Consider the following 16,689-nt stretch of genomic DNA (forward strand, 5'->3'; position numbering starts at 1 on the left):
GAACCGCGCGACCGGCCACAGAAAACCCGCAGACGAAAGGACACCATGCGTACCGCCCGCTTCACCCTCGACCCGGCCTTCACTGTCGCCGAGGTGAACCCCCGCCTCTTCGGCAGCTTCGTGGAACACCTCGGCCGCTGCGTCTACACCGGCATCTACGAGCCCGGCCACCCCACCGCCGACGAGGCCGGCCTGCGCCAGGACGTCCTGGACCTCGTCCGCGAACTCGGCGTCACCGCCATCCGCTACCCCGGCGGCAACTTCGTCTCCGGCTACAAGTGGGAGGACTCGGTGGGTCCCGTCGAGGAGCGGCCCCGCCGCCTCGACCTGGCCTGGCGCACGACGGAGTCCAACCGCTTCGGCCTCTCCGAGTTCATCGCCTTCCTGAAGAAGGTCGGCCCGCAGGCCGAGCCCATGATGGCCGTCAACCTCGGCACCCGGGGCGTCGCGGAGGCGATCGAGCTCCAGGAGTACGCCAACCACCCCTTCGGCACCGAACTCTCCGAGCGGCGCATCGCCCACGGCGACAAGGACCCCTTCGGCATCAAGCTGTGGTGCCTGGGCAACGAGATGGACGGCCCCTGGCAGACCGGCCACAAGACCGCCGAGGAGTACGGCCGGCTCGCCGCCGAGACCGCCCGCGCCATGCGGCAGATCGACCCGGGCGTCGAACTCGTCGCGTGCGGGTCCTCCGGGCAGTCCATGCCGACCTTCGCCGAGTGGGAGGCGACGGTCCTCAAGGAGACGTACGACCTGGTCGACTACATCTCCCTGCACGCCTACTACGAGCCGCTGGACGGCGACGTCGACTCCTTCCTGGCCTCCGCCGTGGACATGGAGTCCTTCATCGACAACGTCGTGGCGACCTGCGACCACATCGGCGCCCGCCTGAAGTCGAAGAAGAAGATCAACCTCTCCTTCGACGAGTGGAACGTCTGGTACCTGTCCCGCACCGAGGCCGAGGTCAGCGCCCTGGACTGGCCCGAGGCGCCGCGCCTGCTGGAGGACAACTACAGCGTCACCGACGCCGTCGTCTTCGGCTCGCTCCTCATCGCCCTGCTGCGGCACGCCGACCGCGTCACCGTCGCCTGCCTCGCCCAGCTCGTCAACGTGATCGCCCCGATCATGACCGAGCCGGGCGGCCCGGCCTGGCGGCAGACGACGTTCTTCCCGTTCGCGCAGGCCGCGAAGTACGGGCGCGGCGAGGTCCTCGACGTGCGCGTGGACTCGCCGACGTACGAGACGAAGAAGTACGGCGAGGCCGACCTGCTGCACGCCACCGCCGTGCGCGCCGAGGACGGCACGGTCACCGTCTTCGCCGTCAACCGCGACCGCACCGAGGCGCTGCCCCTCGAAGTCGCCCTGAGCGGCCTCGACCTGACGCGGGTCGTGGAGCACAGCGCGCTCGCGGACGCCGACCCGGAGGCCCGCAACACCCTCGCGGAGCCCGAGCGGGTCATCCCGCACCCGGTCGACGGCACGACCCTGACGGACGGCACGCTCACGGCGACGCTGGAGCCGCTGTCCTGGAACGTGATCCGGCTGGCCTGACCCGCCGCCCCTTGGGGGCAACCCCCGAGCCCCGGGCCGCGGCGGCTCCGCCGCCCGGCCGCCGGTGCCCGGAACGGGGACCGCCCGGCCGCCGGTCCCTGCGTCAGCGGCCGGGGGAGTCCACCGGCGCCACCGGTACTCCTCCGGCCGCGCAGCCCAGCAGCGTCAGCCGGACGTCACCCGGGCCCGACGGGGTGGTGCCGTCGGACAGCACCGCGAGGGCGAGGGTGTTGTCGCCCCGGGTGCGCAGGATGCCGTTCGGCAGTACGAAGGAGTGCTGCGGGCCCACGTCGTTGACGTACTGGCCCAGGTTCCAGCCGTTGAGGAAGATCTGGGCGCGGTAGGCGCGGGCCGCGTCGTCGGTGAGGGTGAGCCCGACCGACGCGTCCACACCCGCCGGGACGTCCAGCCGGAAGCGCGTCCGGTACCAGGTCACGCCCTGCCGCCGGTCCTCGCGCGGCAGTTCGGTCTCCTCCCAGTCGCCGTCGTCGTGGCCGGGCAGGTGCCAGCCGTGCCGTTCGCCGTATAGGCCGCCGGTGTTCAGCGGCCCGCGCACCCGGTCGAGTGCGGCCGTGCCCTGGATGCGCCAGCTCACCTCGGGGGCGGCGCCCTCGAAGGTGACGCCGGTCAGTCCGCGTGCCGCCGTGCCGTCCCGGTCGTGCTGCATGGGCCGCACGAGGACGGACAGCACGTGCGGGCCCGCGGTGCGGGACGCCGCCGGCACCTCGAAGCGGGCCGTGGCCGCCCAGGTGCCGGGCGAGTCCCGGTCAGACACCGGCATGCGGTGGGTGCCCAGCGGCCGGCCGTCCAGCCACGCCATCAACAGGCCCTGTGTGCCGGTGCGGTAGGCCAGCGACACCGACTCCGCGCCCTCGCCGCCCGAGAAGCGCCCCCGGTACCAGACGTCGCCGTACGGGAAGCCGTAGTCGTCGGCGAACAGCACCGGCTGCCCGTCGGGCACGGGCGTCGTGCTGCCCGACGTCTTCTTGTCGGCGACCCGCCAGCCCTTGTCGTCGAAACCGGGATCGGACTCGGAGTTCTCCGCGCGGCGCCGCCAGCCGTCGAGCGCGGGCAGCGCGGGCCGGACCGGGCCCGGCAGGAGGCTCTCCGCCACCAGGCATGCGGCGCCGTTGACCATGGTCCGCACCGGGCGGCCGTTCCAGCGGACCTCACTGATCCCGCTCGGGCCCCACACCTCCAGGCCCGTCTGGACCGTCGTGTCCCCGGTGAGCCGCAGCACCCCGTCCCGCACGGACGCCTTCCGCAGCAGCGCCGGGCCGTACACCAGGACCGGACCCGACGGCGTCTCGTACGGCCACAGGCGCAGCGACGCCGCGTCGTCGGCGAAGACCAGCAGCAGCGGCCGGTCGAAGCCGCCGCCGTCCACCCGCACCCGGCTCAGGCCGCCCACCCCGAGCGGCACCGTCACGTGCAGCCGGCCGCCGCTGAACGCCCAGGCCGCCTCCGCGTCCAGCCGGGTCGGCACCGGCTCCTCCGGGTACTCCACGACGACCTGCGCCATCTCGCGGTGCCTGCCGACGAACACCGCGATGTCCATGCCGCCGTAGGTGCCGGCCAGCATGGGCTGCGCCGTGCAGTACGTGATCTTCCGCCCCGCCAGTTCCAGCCCGGCGGCGATCAGCTTGGCGTCCCGGGCCGGGACGGTGACCGGCACGTCGACAGGGGTGCGGGGCAGGTTCGTGGCGACCGGCTCGGCGGAGTCGTTGCGCAGGACGTAGAAGTGGGCGCCCGTCTCCGGGTTGCGCAGGTGGGACACGGCCACCCGGTCGTCGGAGGCGCGCACCCGGGGCGCCCGGTCCAGCCGGGCCAGATCGGGCACCGTCCGCAGCAGCTGACCGAGCTGGTGCGTCGCGGCGAGCTTGGGCGTGGCGTTGCGGGCCTCGTCGAAGGGCGCCGCGCAGTCGTACGACGTGTAGAGGTCCGACGACGGCAGCCAGCCCCACGACGTGCCGCCGAACGCGGGCCGGGCGTCGTACAGGGCGGGCCCGCCGCCCAGCCCGGCGAGCAGCGCGCGCCGCTCGTGGGCGGCGTCGTGCGACCGCCGCAGCGCCGCGTACCCGGGCCCGCCCCACGCGTCGGGCAGGCCGCTGCGGGTCTCGCGCACCACGTCGGTGATCCAGTACGGCAGGACCGTCCCGCGCCCCTTGGCGTACTGGTGCGGGGCGGCGACGCGGTCCACGGCCGCCAGCCAGTCGTCCACGTGCCGCCGGTACTCCGGGTCGTCGTCGCGCGTCCGCCCGGTCAGCCAGCCGGGCAGCCCGCCGGCGTCGACGTCGGCGCCGATCGAGGCGCCGCGCCGCAGCAGCACGTACAGCCGGGCCTCGGTGGCCAGGCGCAGGAACAGGTCCAGGTCGCGGGGCCCGGTGAAGTCGTACCGGCCGGGGCCGAAGGCGTGGACGTTCCACGGGACCCGCACGCTCACCGCGTTGTACCCGTGGGCGCGCATCTTCTGCAGGAGGTCGCGCCACAGGGACGGGCTCGGCAGCCGGAACGGGTCCAGCTCGCCGGACCACAGCACGAGGCGTCTGCCGTCGATCACGAGCGAGTACCGGTCGACGTCTATGTCGTGCCGCCTGCCGTCCGCCGAGGGCGGTTCCGGTGCGGGCCCCGTGGCCACGCGTCCCCTGCGCGTGCCGGGCACCTCCATGGCGCTGCCGCTCAGTGCCAGGCCGAGCACCGCCGTGCCGGCCAGCGCACTGAATGTCCGTCTGCTGAGCTCCAAGGGAGCGCCCTCCTGCGGTACTGGGTCGTGCGGGTGGCGCCGGACCGCCCCGTGAACGGCCGTGCGTGCCGGTCATTCTCTACGCAGGACCCGCGCAGTGCTCAAATGGGGCGGGCGGACAACGGCCCCGGGAGACGGCGGGGGCGGCGCCGGACGTGATCGCGGCGCCGCCCCCGGATGACGCGGTGTTACGCGAACCGTCCGGTCCGGTGGCCGCCGCGTCCTTGCTGTGCGGAGGAGCGCGCGGAGATGTGACCGACGAAGTCGTGCCACGTGACCGGAGACACAGAAAGCTGCGGGCCGCGCGTGTTCTTGGAGTCCCGGACGTGGATGGCGTCGGGGGCGGTGGCTATTTCCAGGCAGTCGCCGGAACCTCCGCTGCTGTAGCTGGACTTGCGCCAGGAGAGGGCCACCTCGACGCAGTCACCGGAACCGCTGCTGCTGTAGCTCGATTTGAACCAGGACAGTTCGTTGCTCATAGCGCTCCTCGGATCCGCTCCAACAGACCCACTGAGTCTTCAAGGGTGAGAGCCTGCGAACGCATCCTGGCATAGCGTTGCTGGAGGCTGCTCACCACCTTTGGGTCAGCGAGCAACTGGCCGGTCTCCGGAGCCTCGATGTAGGCGAACCACTGGTTGCCCGGTGTTTCCAGCAGTTGCATGGCGCCGTGCAGTCCGGCATGCGACTCGCGAACCAGCGGCATGATCTGTATTTCGACGTTCCGAAGGGTCGCGATCTCCAGCAAATGACTGATGAGCTCCCGCGTCACCTCGACCCCGCCCGTCCGGCGTAGGAAAAGCTGCTCCTCCAGCAGGAAGCTAAACGCGGTGTTCGGCCGCCCCCGCAGCAATTGCTGACGCTCCTGCCGAGCCGCCCACTGCGCGTCGATCTGCTCGTCGCTCAGCGGGGGAAGCTCATCAATGAACAACTGGCGAGCGTACGCCTCTGTCTGCAACAACCCCGGAATCAACCGGCATTCGTACGTGTACAGCGCGACGGCGGTCGCCTCCAACCGCGCCCACCGCCGGAACCACGCCGCCAGCCCCGGCTTCCGCACCAGACAGCCCGCCGCACGGCGTAACGCCCCCGTGTTGCCGAAGACCTCCTCCGCGCGTTCCACGAACGTCGGGTCCGGCATGCGGCGGCCCAACTCGACGGACGCCACCGTGTGCTTGGAGAACCGCACCAGTTCGCCGAAGGCCTCCCGGCTCAAACCGGCGTGTTCGCGCAGCCCTTGTACGACGGCGCCGAACGTGCGCATGCTGTCGGACGTCTCCGGCTCACCCAGATCGACCACTCTCGGTCACCTCCCGGAGCCATGGTCACGGGCGGTGACACGTACCGTCCAGTCCGTGACCACGTACAGATCCGCGGAGTACACGGCTCCGGCCTGGTGAACGCGGCGTCGGGGCCGCCAGATTGGGCGCATGACTGCACCTCCCCGCCACCGGCTCCCGGTCACCGTACGTACGTTCACCCAGCGACTCAGCGCGACCCCGCGAGGGGCCCGGCTCGCCCGGCGTCTCGCGCTGGGGCAGCTGGAGGCCTGGGGCATCCCGTACGGCACGGACACCTCCGACGCCGTCGCCGTGATCGTCGCCGAGCTGGCGGCGAACGCCGTGACCCACGGCCGGGTGCCGGGGCGGGACTTCCAGCTGCGGCTCTCGCTCGTGCCCGGCAGCGTCCGGATCGAGGTGCGGGACACGCACAGCGGGCCGCCCCGGCCGCCCGGCCCCGCCGACGTGACGGCCCCGCATCCGCTGGCCGAGTCCGGGCGCGGGCTGCTGCTGGTGGCCGCGGTCGCCGACCGCTGGGAGGTGGTGGACCGGGAGCCGCCCGGCAAGACCGTGCGGGCCGAGGTCGACCTGCCCGGAGGGTCGAAGAGGATCAAGTGAGCCCGGTGCTGCGGAAGTTGTTGCTGCGCGAACCATTGACGCGCAAGGGGTTCGATTCTACGGTCCCGTCCGACGTCACGTCCGAAAACGCGACCGACGTTCGAAATCGCGAACACAGACGTTCTCGATCTCCCCACAGGAGGTTCCAAGTGAGCCGCACCCCCCGCACCTTCCGGCGCAGAGCCGCACTCCTCGCCGTCCCCGCCGCCGCCCTGCTGGCGCTGATCCCCTCCACCGCCTCGGCGTATCCGAACCCGGGCGTGGTCACCGGCGCGACCGTCGTCCACGACCCGACGATGATCCGCGCCTCCGACGGCCGCTACCTGCTGTACGCCACCGGCGGCGGCCTGTCCCACCGCACCTCCACCGACCGCACCGCGTTCAGCGCGGGCGGCGACGCCTTCGGGACGCGGCCGAGCTGGTGGTCCTCGTACGGCAACACCGAGGCGTGGGCGCCGGACATCTCGTACCACGGCGGCAAGTACCTGATGTACTACTCCGTCTCGACCTTCGGGTCGAACAAGTCGGCCATCGGGCTGGCCGGTTCGAGCACCGGCCTGCCCGGCTCCTGGACCGACTACGGCGTGGTCTACAGCTCGTCCACGTCCAGCGACTACAACGCCATCGACCCGAACCTCTTCGTCGACGGCGACGGCAAGTGGTGGCTGTCCTTCGGCAGCTGGTGGACCGGGATCAAGATGATCCAGATCAACCCGTCCACCGGGAAGCAGCTCTCCACCAACACCCCCCGGTACTCGCTCGCGTCCCGCCCCACCGGCACGAAGGCCGTCGAGGCGCCGTACATCGTCAAGAAGGGCAGCTACTACTACCTCTTCGCGTCGTACGACACCTGCTGCGCCGGCACCAGCTCGACGTACAAGGTCAAGGTCGGCCGCGCCACCAGCGTCACCGGGCCGTACTACGACAAGAACGGCGTCAGCATGATGAACAACGGCGGCACTCCGGTGCTGGAGTCGCACGGCCGCGTCATCGGCCCCGGCGGCCAGTCGATCATGAGCGACACCGACGGCGACCTGATCGTCTACCACTACTACGACGGCAACGACAACGGCACGCCCAAGCTCGGCATCAACCTCCTGAACTGGAGCAGCGGATGGCCCGTCGCCTACTGACCCTGCTGGCCGCGCTGCTGCTGGCCCTGGCCGTCGGGCAGCCGTCCGCGAGCGCGGCCTCGTTCGCCAACCCGGTCAAGGCGCAGAAGGGCGCCGACCCGTGGATCTCGTACCACGACGGCAACTACTACCTGGTGTCGACGAGCTGGACCGACGTCATCACCGTCCGCAGGTCCGCCACGCTGGCCGGGCTCGCCACCGCGCCGAGCGTCCAGGTCTGGCAGGGCGACGCGGCCTCCCGGTGCTGCAACATCTGGGCACCCGAGATGCACTACCTGAACGGCCGCTGGTACCTGTACTACGTCGCCGGGCAGAACGTCGCCGACTACAACCCGACGCAGCGCAGCCACGTCCTGGAGAGCGCCGGCTCCGACCCCCTGGGGCCGTACACGTACAAGGGACAGCTCAACTCCGCCTGGATGCTGGACCCGACGGTGGCCACCATCAACGGCCGGCTGTACCTGTTCGGCAGCACCAGCAGTGGCGGCACGCAGAACATCGTCGCCGCGCCGATGTCCAACCCGTACACGGTGAGCGGCGCCTTCTCGACGGTCTCCACGCCGACCTACGCGTGGGAGAAGTCGGGCCACCCGGTCAACGAGGGCCCGGAGATCCTCCAGCGGGGCGGGAAGACCTTCCTGTCCTACTCGGCCAGCGGCTGCTGGACGCCCGACTACAAGCTGGGCCGGCTGACCCTGACCGGCTCCGACCCCCTCTCCGCGTCGTCCTGGACGAAGAAGTCCACGCCGGACTTCCAGCGCAACGACGCGGCCGGGGTGTACGGACCGGGCCACCACGGCTTCTTCACCTCGCCGGACGGCACCGAGAGCTGGATCGTCTACCACGCCAACGACTCGGCGTCCGACGGCTGCGACAACGGCCGTACGGCACGGGCGCAGAAGTTCACCTGGAACGCGGACGGCACGCCGAACCTGGGCACGCCGGTCGCGCTCGGGGCGTCGCTGGCCGGTCCGTCGGGCGAACCGTCCGGGGTGCAGCGGACCTACACCCTCACCAACCGCAACAGCGGCAAGTGCCTTGAGGTGGCGGGCGGTTCGACCGCCGACGGTGCCAACGTCCAGCAGTACACCTGCAACGGAGGCAGTCACCAGCGCTGGCGCCTGGAGGACCAGGGCGACGACACCAGTCGCCTGCTGAACGTCGCCACGGGCAAGGTCCTGGACACCGCCGACTGCTCGGCGTCCGACGGCGCGAGCCTGCGCCAGTGGCCCTGGCTGAACAACACCTGCCAGCGCTTCCGCTTCGTGGCCACCGACGGCGGCCACGTCCGCATCGTCAACCAGGCCTCCGGCAAGGTGGCCGACGTGGCCAACTGCTCCACGGCCGACGCGGCGGACATACGCCAGTGGACCTGGCTGAACAACCCCTGCCAGCAATGGAAGCTGAACCCGACATAGCCACGGCGCCCAACTGCGGGTAGTCGTACCGCGCCAACTGCGGGCAGTCGTGCCGCTGGGGCGATGGGGGTCTCCCCTGCTCGAGCGAAGTCGAGAGCTTGGGGGAGGGTGGGCGCAGGCGGCACCTCGTCGGCGCCGAGCAGCGCACCCCACCCGACGGCGCGCTACCCGGCGGCGACGGGCCAACCGGGCGCACCGGGCCAACCGGCCGCGGGCGCGGTACCGACCCCGTCCGTCCCCCGCACCTGCGCGGCGGTGAGCCCACCCCGCGCAGGCACCCCGGGCGGCGTAACCCCCACGGAAGCAACAACCGGCGCGGGCGCGGACGCCGGCACAGACACCGCCCCCGGCACAGAAACCCCCCGCACCCCCGCCCCGTTCGTCTCACTCACCAACCGGTCCACCGCCGCCGTCCCCGAGCTGTACCCGTTCCCGACGGCCCGCTCGGGCACGGCGGCCTCCCTCCTGGCGGCCCCGTAGAGCACCTGCTCCAGACCGGACACCAGGCGACGCACGTCCACCTGGGGGCGCACCACGAGACGCAGGAAGCGGCTGGACGAACCGATCTTGTTGCCGCACTCGCGGACCAGCACCCGGTGCTCGGTGAGCAGCCGGTCCCGGACCACGGTGCCCTCGGCGCCCACGGGGAGGCGTACGAAGAGGAAGTTGCCCTGCGAGGGGTAGACGGTCAGACCGGGCAGCGCCGAGAGCCGGTCGCCCATCTCCAGCCGGTCCCGGCGGACCTGAAGCAGGCTCCGCGCGTACTCGGCGCCGTGCTCCCGCAGCATGAACACCACGTACTCCGCGAGGGAGTTGAGGTTCCACTTGGGCAGCATCGCGCGGACCCGGCCCGCGAGCGCCGGGTTCGCGACGAGGTAACCGAACCGGATGCCGTGCAGGCCGAAGTTCTTGCCGAGGCTGCGCAGCACGATCACGTTGGGCCGCAGCATCGCCTCCCGCACCACGGACGGTTCCGCCTCCGCGTCCGCGAACTCCAGGAACGACTCGTCGACGACCACCAGATCGAGGTCGGCCATCGCGTCCAGGAACCGCACCACGGCGTGCCGGTGCAGATAGCCGCCGTCGGGATTGTTCGGGTTGCAGACCACGGCCACCCGGCTGCCCCTGGCCCGGAGGAACTCGGCGTACTGGGCGAGGTCCAGGGCGAAGCCGCCGGACTCCTGGAGCGGGAACATGTCGACCCGCTTGCCGGTCTCCATGGGCTGGTCGGTCCAGCGGCCGAAGGTGGGCACCGGGACGGCGAGGGACTCGCGGACCAGCAGATGGTCGATCCAGGTGATCAGCTCCGTGGAGCCGTTGCCCATCGCCACGCACTGCGGCGGCAACTGGAGCAGCCCGCACAGCTCGGCCGTGATGGTGTCCGCGCCGCTCGGGTAGTACGTGACGATCTCCCGCAGCCGGGCCGCCATCTCCTCGAACATCGCCGGGGTGGGGAAGTAGGGGTTGCAGGGGATGCAGAAGTCCACCGGACCGGCCCCGTCGCCGCCGCCCTCCCGCGTCAGCGCCGCCATCGACGGGCTGTGCGCCGCCGTGCCGCGGAACAGCGAGGTGACGTTGCCGGTCAAGAGGGCCTCCGCGGAAAAGAAGAAGGAGCGGCCCGCGCGGGGGACGCGGGCCGCCCCTTCATACGGAGCGGGTCTGCCGGGCGTTCAACCGGCGTGAGGAACCTGTGTGCTCACGCGCCGAACGAGTGCACCGTCGTCGTCCGGTAGGTCTGCCCGGGGCGCAGCACCGTCGACGGGAACGACGGCTGGTTCGGCGAGTCCGGGAAGTGCTGCGTCTCCAGGCACAGCGCGTCGCCCTGCCGGTAGACCGAGCCGCCGGTGCCGACGAGCGTGCCGTCGAGGAAGTTGCCCGAGTAGAACTGCAGGCCCGGCTCGGTCGTCGCGATCTTCAGGGTGCGGCCCGAGGACGGGTCGCGGAGCGTGGCGACGTGCTCGGGCGTCGACGTGATGCCCTTGTCCAGCGCCCAGTTGTGGTCGATGCCCTTGCCGTACAGCAGCTGCTGGTGGGCGACGCGGATGTCCCGGCCGATCGCCTTGGACCGGCGGAAGTCGAAGGGGGTGCCCGCGACCTTCGCCAGTTCGCCCGTGGGGATCAGGCCCGAGTCGACCGGCGTGTAGCGGGACGCGGCGATGGACAGCTCGTGGTCGTAGATCGAGCCGCTGCCCTCGCCGGCCAGGTTCCAGTACACGTGGCTGGTGAGGTTGACGACCGTGGCCTTGTCGGTGGTGGCCTCGTAGTCGATGCGCCAGTCGCCGTCCCGGGTGAGCGTGTACGTCACCTTCGAGCGGAGCGTGCCCGGGTAGCCCATCTCCCCGTCGACGCCGGTGTAGTACAGCCGCAGGCCGACGTCGGAGCCCTGGCTGAACGGCTCGACGTCCCACACGCGCTTGTCGAAGCCCTGCGCGCCGCCGTGCAGGCTGTTGTCGCCGTCGTTGACGGACAGCTGGTGATCCTTGCCGTCCAGGGTGAAGCGGCCCTTGGCGATGCGGTTGCCGTAGCGGCCGATGAGGGCGCCGAAGTACGGGCTGGAGGCGACGTAGTCGTCCAGGTTGTCGAAGCCGAGGGAGACGTTCCGGTAGCGGCCCCGGCTGTCGGGGATCTCCAGGGCCTGCACGATGCCGCCGTAGGAGAGGACCTTCATCCGCGTGCCGCCGTTCTCCAGCGACCAGCGGTACACCTTCGTCCCGTCGGCGAGCTTCCCGAAGAGTTCCTTCACCGGTTTCCTGCCTCCCGTGGCGTGCGCGGTGCCGCCGAACGCGGTGGCGGCCATGCCTGCCGCGGCGGCTCCGGCGATGACTGTGCGTCTGTTCAGTTCCATGTGCGGCTCCTGCGATGGAGAGTCGAAGGGCCCCGCCTCCGGCGGGGCCCTCGCTGACTTACGAACCGACCTTGCGCTTGTTCCACACGTCGAAGCCGACCGCCGCCAGCAGCACCAGGCCCTTGATGACCTGCTGCCAGTCGGTGCCGATGCCGACGAGGTTCATGCCGTTGTTCAGCACGCCCAGGACCAGACCGCCGATGATCGCGCCGAGCACGGTGCCGACACCGCCGCTCATCGACGCCCCGCCGATGAACGAGGCCGCGATCGCCTCCAGTTCGAAGTTCAGGCCCGCCTTGGGCGAGGCCGCGTTGAAGCGGGCGGCGAACACCAGACCCGCCAGGGCCGCGAGCATGCCCATGTTCAGGAAGACCAGGAAGGTGACCTTCTTGTCCTTCACGCCCGACAGCTTCGCCGCGGGCAGGTTGCCGCCGACCGCGTAGATGTGCCGGCCGATGATCGCGTTGCGCATGACGTAGCCGAAGCCGACGAGCAGCGCGCCCAGGATCAGCAGGACGATCGGGGTGCCCTTGTAGCTGGCGAGCAGCAGCGTGACGACGAGGACGGCCGACGACAGCGCGACCAGCTTCAGCGCGAACAGCTTGGCCGGCAGCACCTCAAGGGCGAACTCCTGCTGCCGCTTGCGGTCCCGGACCTCCTGGAACACCACGAACGCGATCAGACCAAAGCCCAGCAACAACGTCAGGTTGTGATAGTTGGTCTCCGGGCCGACCTCGGGCAGGAAGCCGTTGGCGACCTTCTGCAGGCTCTCCGGGAACGGGCCGAGGGTCTGGCCCTCCAGGAAGATCTCCGTCAGACCGCGGAAGATCAGCATGCCCGCGAGGGTCACGATGAAGGACGGTATCCCGCCGTACGCGATGAAGAAGCCCTGCACGGCACCCGCGACCGCGCCCATCGCCAGACACAGCACCACGGCGACCGGCCACGGCAGATCGTTCTTCACCATGAACACGGCGGCCATCGATCCGATGAACGCCGTCAGCGAGCCGACCGACAGGTCGATGTGGCCCGAGATGATGACGAGCATCATGCCGATCGCCAGGATCAGGATGTAGCTGTTCTGCAGCACCAGGTTGGAGACGTTGCGCGGCAGCAGCAGGTCGCCGTCCGTCCACACGGCGAACAGCGCGACGATCAGACCGAGCGCGAACAGCATGCCGTACTGCCGCATGTTGCGGCGCATGCCGTCGAGCATCAGCCGGAGCAGCCCGTCGCCGCCGGCCGGTCCTCCCTTGCCGGCCGGCGCGGGCGCCGGGGTCTTGGCGGAGACATCCGTGCTCATCGGGTTACCTCTTTGTCCTTCGTCATCTGACGCATCAGCGATTCCTGCGAGGCCTCGGCCCGCGAGAACTCGCCCGTCAGCCGTCCCGCGGCCATCGTGTAGATGCGGTCGCACATGCCGAGCAGCTCGGGCAGCTCGGAGGAGATGAAGACGACCGCCTTGCCCTCGGCGGCCAACTGGTCGATGACCGTGTAGATCTCGTACTTGGCGCCGACGTCGATGCCGCGCGTGGGCTCGTCCAGGATCAGCACGTCCGGACCCGCGAAGATCCACTTGCTGAGGACGACCTTCTGCTGGTTGCCGCCGGACAGCTTGCCGACCGGCTCGAACACGGTCGGCGCCTTGATGTTCATGGACGTGCGGAAGCGCTCGGCGACCTGCCGCTCGGCGTGCTCGTCCACCACGCCCCGCTTCGCGACCTTGTTCAGCGCGGTCAGCGAGATGTTCCGGTTGATGGTGTCGATGAGGTTCAGGCCGTAGTGCTTGCGGTCCTCGGTGACGTACGCGATGCCGTGCTTGACCGCCTCCGCGACGGACTTCGTACGGATCTCCTTGCCGTCCTTGAGGACCGTGCCGCCCGCGTACCGGCCGTAGGTGCGCCCGAACACGCTCATCGCGAGCTCGGTGCGGCCGGCGCCCATCAGGCCCGCGATGCCGACGATCTCGCCGCGGCGCACCGTCAGCGACACGTCGTCGACGACCTTGCGCTGCTGGTCGATGGGGTGGTGCACGGTCCAGCCGCGGATCTCCAGGGCGGGCGCGGTGCCCTCCTCCGGCTGGTGCGGGGTGCGCTCCGGGAAGCGGTGCTCCAGGTCGCGGCCCACCATGCCGCTGATGATCCGGTCCTCGGTGGTCTCCGGGGCCTTCACGTCGAGCGTCTCGATGGTCTGCCCGTCGCGCAGGATCGTCACCGAGTCGGCGACCCTGCGGATCTCGTTCAGCTTGTGGGAGATGATGATCGAGGTGATGCCCTGCTTCTTCAGCTCCAGGATGAGGTCCAGGAGCTTGCCGCTGTCCTCGTCGTTCAGCGCGGCGGTCGGCTCATCCAGGATGAGCAGCTTCACCTTCTTCGACAGCGCCTTCGCGATCTCCACCAACTGCTGCTTGCCCACGCCGATGTCGGCGACGCGGGTGTCGGGGTGCTCGCTGAGCCCGACCCGCCGCAGCAGTTCGGTGGCGTGCCGGAGCGTCTCGGTCCAGTCGATGACGCCGCGCTTCGCGTGCTCGTTGCCGAGGAAGATGTTCTCGGCGACGGAGAGGTACGGCACCAGCGCCAGTTCCTGGTGGATGATCACGATGCCGCGTTCCTCGCTGGCCCGGATGTCCTTGAACCGGCAGACCTCTGACTCGAAGAGGATCTCGCCCTCGTAGGTGCCGTGCGGGTGGACGCCGGAGAGGACCTTCATCAGGGTCGACTTGCCGGCGCCGTTCTCCCCGCAGATGGCGTGGACCTCGCCCTGGCCGACGGTCAGCGTGACGTCCGACAGCGCCTTGACACCGGGAAAGGTCTTGACGATCGAGCGCATTTCCAGGACGGGTCCCGCCATGGTCGTGCCTTCCAATCTTCTCGTGGGGGGCTCCGTCGGCTACTTGAGGTCGGCCTCGGCGTAGTAGCCGCTGTCGACGAGGATCTCCTTGTAGTTGGACTTGTCGACGCTCACCGGGTCGAGCAGGTACGACGGGACGACCTTGGCACCGTTGTCATACGTCTTGGTGTCGTTGACCTCGGGCTTCTTGTCGTTCAGGACCGCGTCGACCATGTTGGCCGAGACCTCGGCCAGCTTGCGGGTGTCCTTGTAGACGGTCTGCGTCTGCTGGCCCGCGACGATCGACTTCACGGACGCGACCTCGGCGTCCTGGCCGGTGACGACCGGCAGCGGCTTGCTCTTGGAGCCGTAGTCGTCCGACTTCAGCGCCGACAGGATGCCGATCGAGATGCCGTCGTACGGCGAGAGCACCGCGTCGACCCGCTCCCGCTTGTAGGCGGAGGTCAGGATGTCGTCCATGCGCTTCTGGGCGGTGCCGCCGTCCCAGCGCAGCGTGGTGACCTGGTTGAGCGCGGTCTGCTTGGAGCGGACGACGAGTTGGCCCTTGTCCATGTACGGCTTCAGGACGTTCATCGCGCCCTGGAAGAAGTACTTGGTGTTGTTGTCGTCGTTGGAGCCGGCGAACAGCTCGATGTTGAACGGCCCCTTCTCGCTGCCGTCCTTCAGGCCGAGCTTGTCCAGGATGTAGGTGCCCTGGAGCTCGCCGACCTTCTCGTTGTCGAACGACGCGTAGTAGTCGACGTTCTCCGTGCCGAGGATCAGGCGGTCGTAGGCGATGACCGGGATGTCCGCCTCCTTGGCCTGCTGGAGGACGTTGTTGAGGGACTTGTTGTCGATCGCCGCGACGATGAGGGCCTTCACGCCCTGCGTGATCAGGTTCTCGATCTGCGAGACCTGCTGGTCCGGGTCGTCCTCGCCGTAGACCAGCTTGGTCTTGTAGCCCTTGGACTCCAGGTTCCGCTTGACGTTGTTGCCGTCGGCGATCCAGCGCTCGGAGGACTTCGTCGGCATCGCGATGCCGATGGTGGCGCCCTTGGCGTCGCCCCCGCCCTCCTCGCTGCCGCCCTCGCCGCTCTGCCCGCAGGCGGTGAGGGTGAGGGCGAGAGAGGCGGCTCCGGCTATCGCGGCGAGTGCGGCTCTGCGGTTGCGCATGGTCATCATCCTTGATGTGTTTTGCAGGGCTCGGGTGTGTGGGATTGTGCGCGGCTGTGTCGTCTTTTGAGAAGAGGGTTTCCGGAACGTTATGACGAAATCTCGAACCTGTTGAGCGGTCCCGGGGTGCGCGAGCCGAGCGGCGCCATGTCGCCGTCCGCGCCGTGCCGGGCCAGCAGGTCCAGGGCCAGCCGTCCGCGCCGCACCCGCTCCCGGGCGGTCGCCAGCGTCAGATCCCGCAGGTGGTGGCCGTACGGGTAGATACCGGGCGACTTCGAGAGGCCGAACTTCAGGTACAGCGGAGCGCCCCGCCGGATCAGCTCGGCGACCTCGTACATCCGTACATAACCGCCCAGATCGTCCGGAGCCTCGATGTACATGTCCATCGGGGCCGCCGACACCCGGCGAATCTCGGTCAGGTGATCCAGCGTCAGGTCGCTGGGCACGTTGACGGAGTCCGCGCCGAGCCGCTCGTACACCGCGTACGCGGCCGGGTTCACCGGGCCGATCAGCGCCGAGACCTTCAGCGTCGTGTCGGCCGGGATGATGCCGGCCACACGCGCCCGGTGCAGCGTCCACAGCACGCCCTCGTCGGCCACCAGCAGGCACTTGACGCCCAGCTCCGTGGCCCGCACGGCGTCCTCGACGCAGCCGGCGACCGCGTCGTGGCCGCGGGCGCGCAGTCCGCCGCCGCGCGAGTCGGTGCGCGTCGAGCCGCCGATGTCCCACGTGCCGCGCGGGCCGGTGAACAGGCAGAGTTCGATGTCGCGCTCGGCGGTGGCGTCGACCATCTCGGTGATCTCGGCGTCGGTCAGCATCCACACGCCGCTGCCCTGGCTGATCCGGTGGATCGGCACGTCCAGCCGCGAGGCCTCCTTCAGGACCACCGCGAGCGCCTCGGGACCCTCGCACGAGGGGATCTCGGTGCGCCAGCGGCCGCCGCCGGGGAAGGAGTGCGGCGAGGCGTCGGCGGGGTCCGGGGCGGGCGCCCCCAGACCGAGAGTGGTGAGCGCCGGCTCACCGGGTCGGCGGGCTGCCGTGGCGGAAGCGTCGGTCACAAGCTGTCCTTTGTGTTCGGTATGTCGGACAAAGTTCGCGGCTC

The 16,689-nt window shown here is 70.1% G+C and carries 13 protein-coding genes; 4 read left to right on the forward strand and 9 right to left on the reverse strand.

Going from position 1 to position 16,689, the window contains the following annotated elements; genetic code table 11:
- Window positions 1-45: 45 nt before the first annotated feature.
- Window positions 46-1,551, forward strand: a complete 1,506-nt coding sequence (locus QC282_RS10890) for an alpha-N-arabinofuranosidase (RefSeq protein ID WP_279549049.1) — start codon at window positions 46-48, stop codon at window positions 1,549-1,551.
- Window positions 1,552-1,654: 103 nt separating this feature from the next.
- Here the strand turns inward: QC282_RS10890 and QC282_RS10895 are convergent, their stop codons facing one another.
- From QC282_RS10895 to QC282_RS10905, 3 genes are all read right to left on the reverse strand, one after another.
- Window positions 1,655-4,294: a beta-galactosidase gene (locus QC282_RS10895; RefSeq protein WP_279549050.1), complete on the reverse strand. Its 2,640-nt coding sequence runs from the start codon at window positions 4,292-4,294 to the stop codon at window positions 1,655-1,657.
- Between the two features lie 188 nt (window positions 4,295-4,482).
- Window positions 4,483-4,773: a DUF397 domain-containing protein gene (locus QC282_RS10900; RefSeq protein ID WP_279549051.1), complete on the reverse strand. Its 291-nt coding sequence runs from the start codon at window positions 4,771-4,773 to the stop codon at window positions 4,483-4,485.
- Window positions 4,770-5,555, reverse strand: a complete 786-nt coding sequence (locus QC282_RS10905) for a helix-turn-helix transcriptional regulator (protein ID WP_279549128.1) — start codon at window positions 5,553-5,555, stop codon at window positions 4,770-4,772. The genes QC282_RS10900 and QC282_RS10905 overlap by 4 nt, the downstream gene beginning before the upstream one ends.
- A 166-nt stretch (window positions 5,556-5,721) precedes the next feature.
- Here QC282_RS10905 and QC282_RS10910 point away from each other — a divergent pair, with 166 nt between their 5' ends.
- The 3 genes from QC282_RS10910 (at window position 5,722) to QC282_RS10920 (ending at window position 8,740) form a co-directional block, all read left to right on the forward strand.
- Entirely contained in the window at window positions 5,722-6,189 is a 468-nt protein-coding gene (locus tag QC282_RS10910; RefSeq protein WP_279549052.1) for an ATP-binding protein, read from the forward strand.
- 149 nt (window positions 6,190-6,338) lie between these two features.
- A complete protein-coding gene (locus QC282_RS10915) occupies window positions 6,339-7,322 on the forward strand; it encodes an arabinan endo-1,5-alpha-L-arabinosidase (RefSeq protein WP_279549053.1) in 984 nt (327 codons plus the stop codon).
- Window positions 7,304-8,740: a family 43 glycosylhydrolase gene (locus tag QC282_RS10920; protein WP_279549054.1), complete on the forward strand. Its 1,437-nt coding sequence runs from the start codon at window positions 7,304-7,306 to the stop codon at window positions 8,738-8,740. Before QC282_RS10915 ends, QC282_RS10920 begins: the two co-directional genes overlap by 19 nt.
- 164 nt (window positions 8,741-8,904) lie before the next feature.
- On the opposite strand, the gene QC282_RS10925 is transcribed toward QC282_RS10920, so the two are convergent.
- The 6 genes from QC282_RS10925 to QC282_RS10950 form a co-directional block, all read right to left on the reverse strand.
- On the reverse strand, window positions 8,905-10,326 hold the full coding sequence (locus tag QC282_RS10925; protein ID WP_279549055.1) for a histidinol-phosphate transaminase: 1,422 nt from the start codon (window positions 10,324-10,326) through the stop codon (window positions 8,905-8,907).
- A 110-nt stretch (window positions 10,327-10,436) separates the two neighbouring features.
- Entirely contained in the window at window positions 10,437-11,585 is a 1,149-nt protein-coding gene (locus tag QC282_RS10930; protein ID WP_279549056.1) for a galactose mutarotase, read from the reverse strand.
- Between the two features lie 58 nt (window positions 11,586-11,643).
- A complete protein-coding gene (mmsB, locus tag QC282_RS10935) occupies window positions 11,644-12,888 on the reverse strand; it encodes a multiple monosaccharide ABC transporter permease (protein WP_279549057.1) in 1,245 nt (414 codons plus the stop codon).
- Window positions 12,885-14,435 (reverse strand): multiple monosaccharide ABC transporter ATP-binding protein, encoded by a 1,551-nt coding sequence (mmsA, locus tag QC282_RS10940; RefSeq protein ID WP_279549058.1) that lies wholly within the window; start codon window positions 14,433-14,435, stop codon window positions 12,885-12,887. Before mmsA ends, mmsB begins: the two co-directional genes overlap by 4 nt.
- A gap of 39 nt (window positions 14,436-14,474) precedes the next feature.
- The gene (chvE, locus tag QC282_RS10945) at window positions 14,475-15,587 is read right to left on the reverse strand and encodes a multiple monosaccharide ABC transporter substrate-binding protein (protein WP_369293049.1); all 1,113 of its coding nucleotides are present in this window, start codon (window positions 15,585-15,587) and stop codon (window positions 14,475-14,477) included.
- Between the two features lie 89 nt (window positions 15,588-15,676).
- The gene (locus QC282_RS10950; RefSeq protein ID WP_279549060.1) at window positions 15,677-16,645 is read right to left on the reverse strand and encodes a hypothetical protein; all 969 of its coding nucleotides are present in this window, start codon (window positions 16,643-16,645) and stop codon (window positions 15,677-15,679) included.
- Between the last annotated feature and the right edge of the window lie 44 nt (window positions 16,646-16,689).

It is taken from the genome of Streptomyces sp. DH24 (assembly GCF_029813775.1).
In the GTDB taxonomy this organism is placed as follows: Bacteria; Actinomycetota; Actinomycetes; order Streptomycetales; family Streptomycetaceae; genus Streptomyces.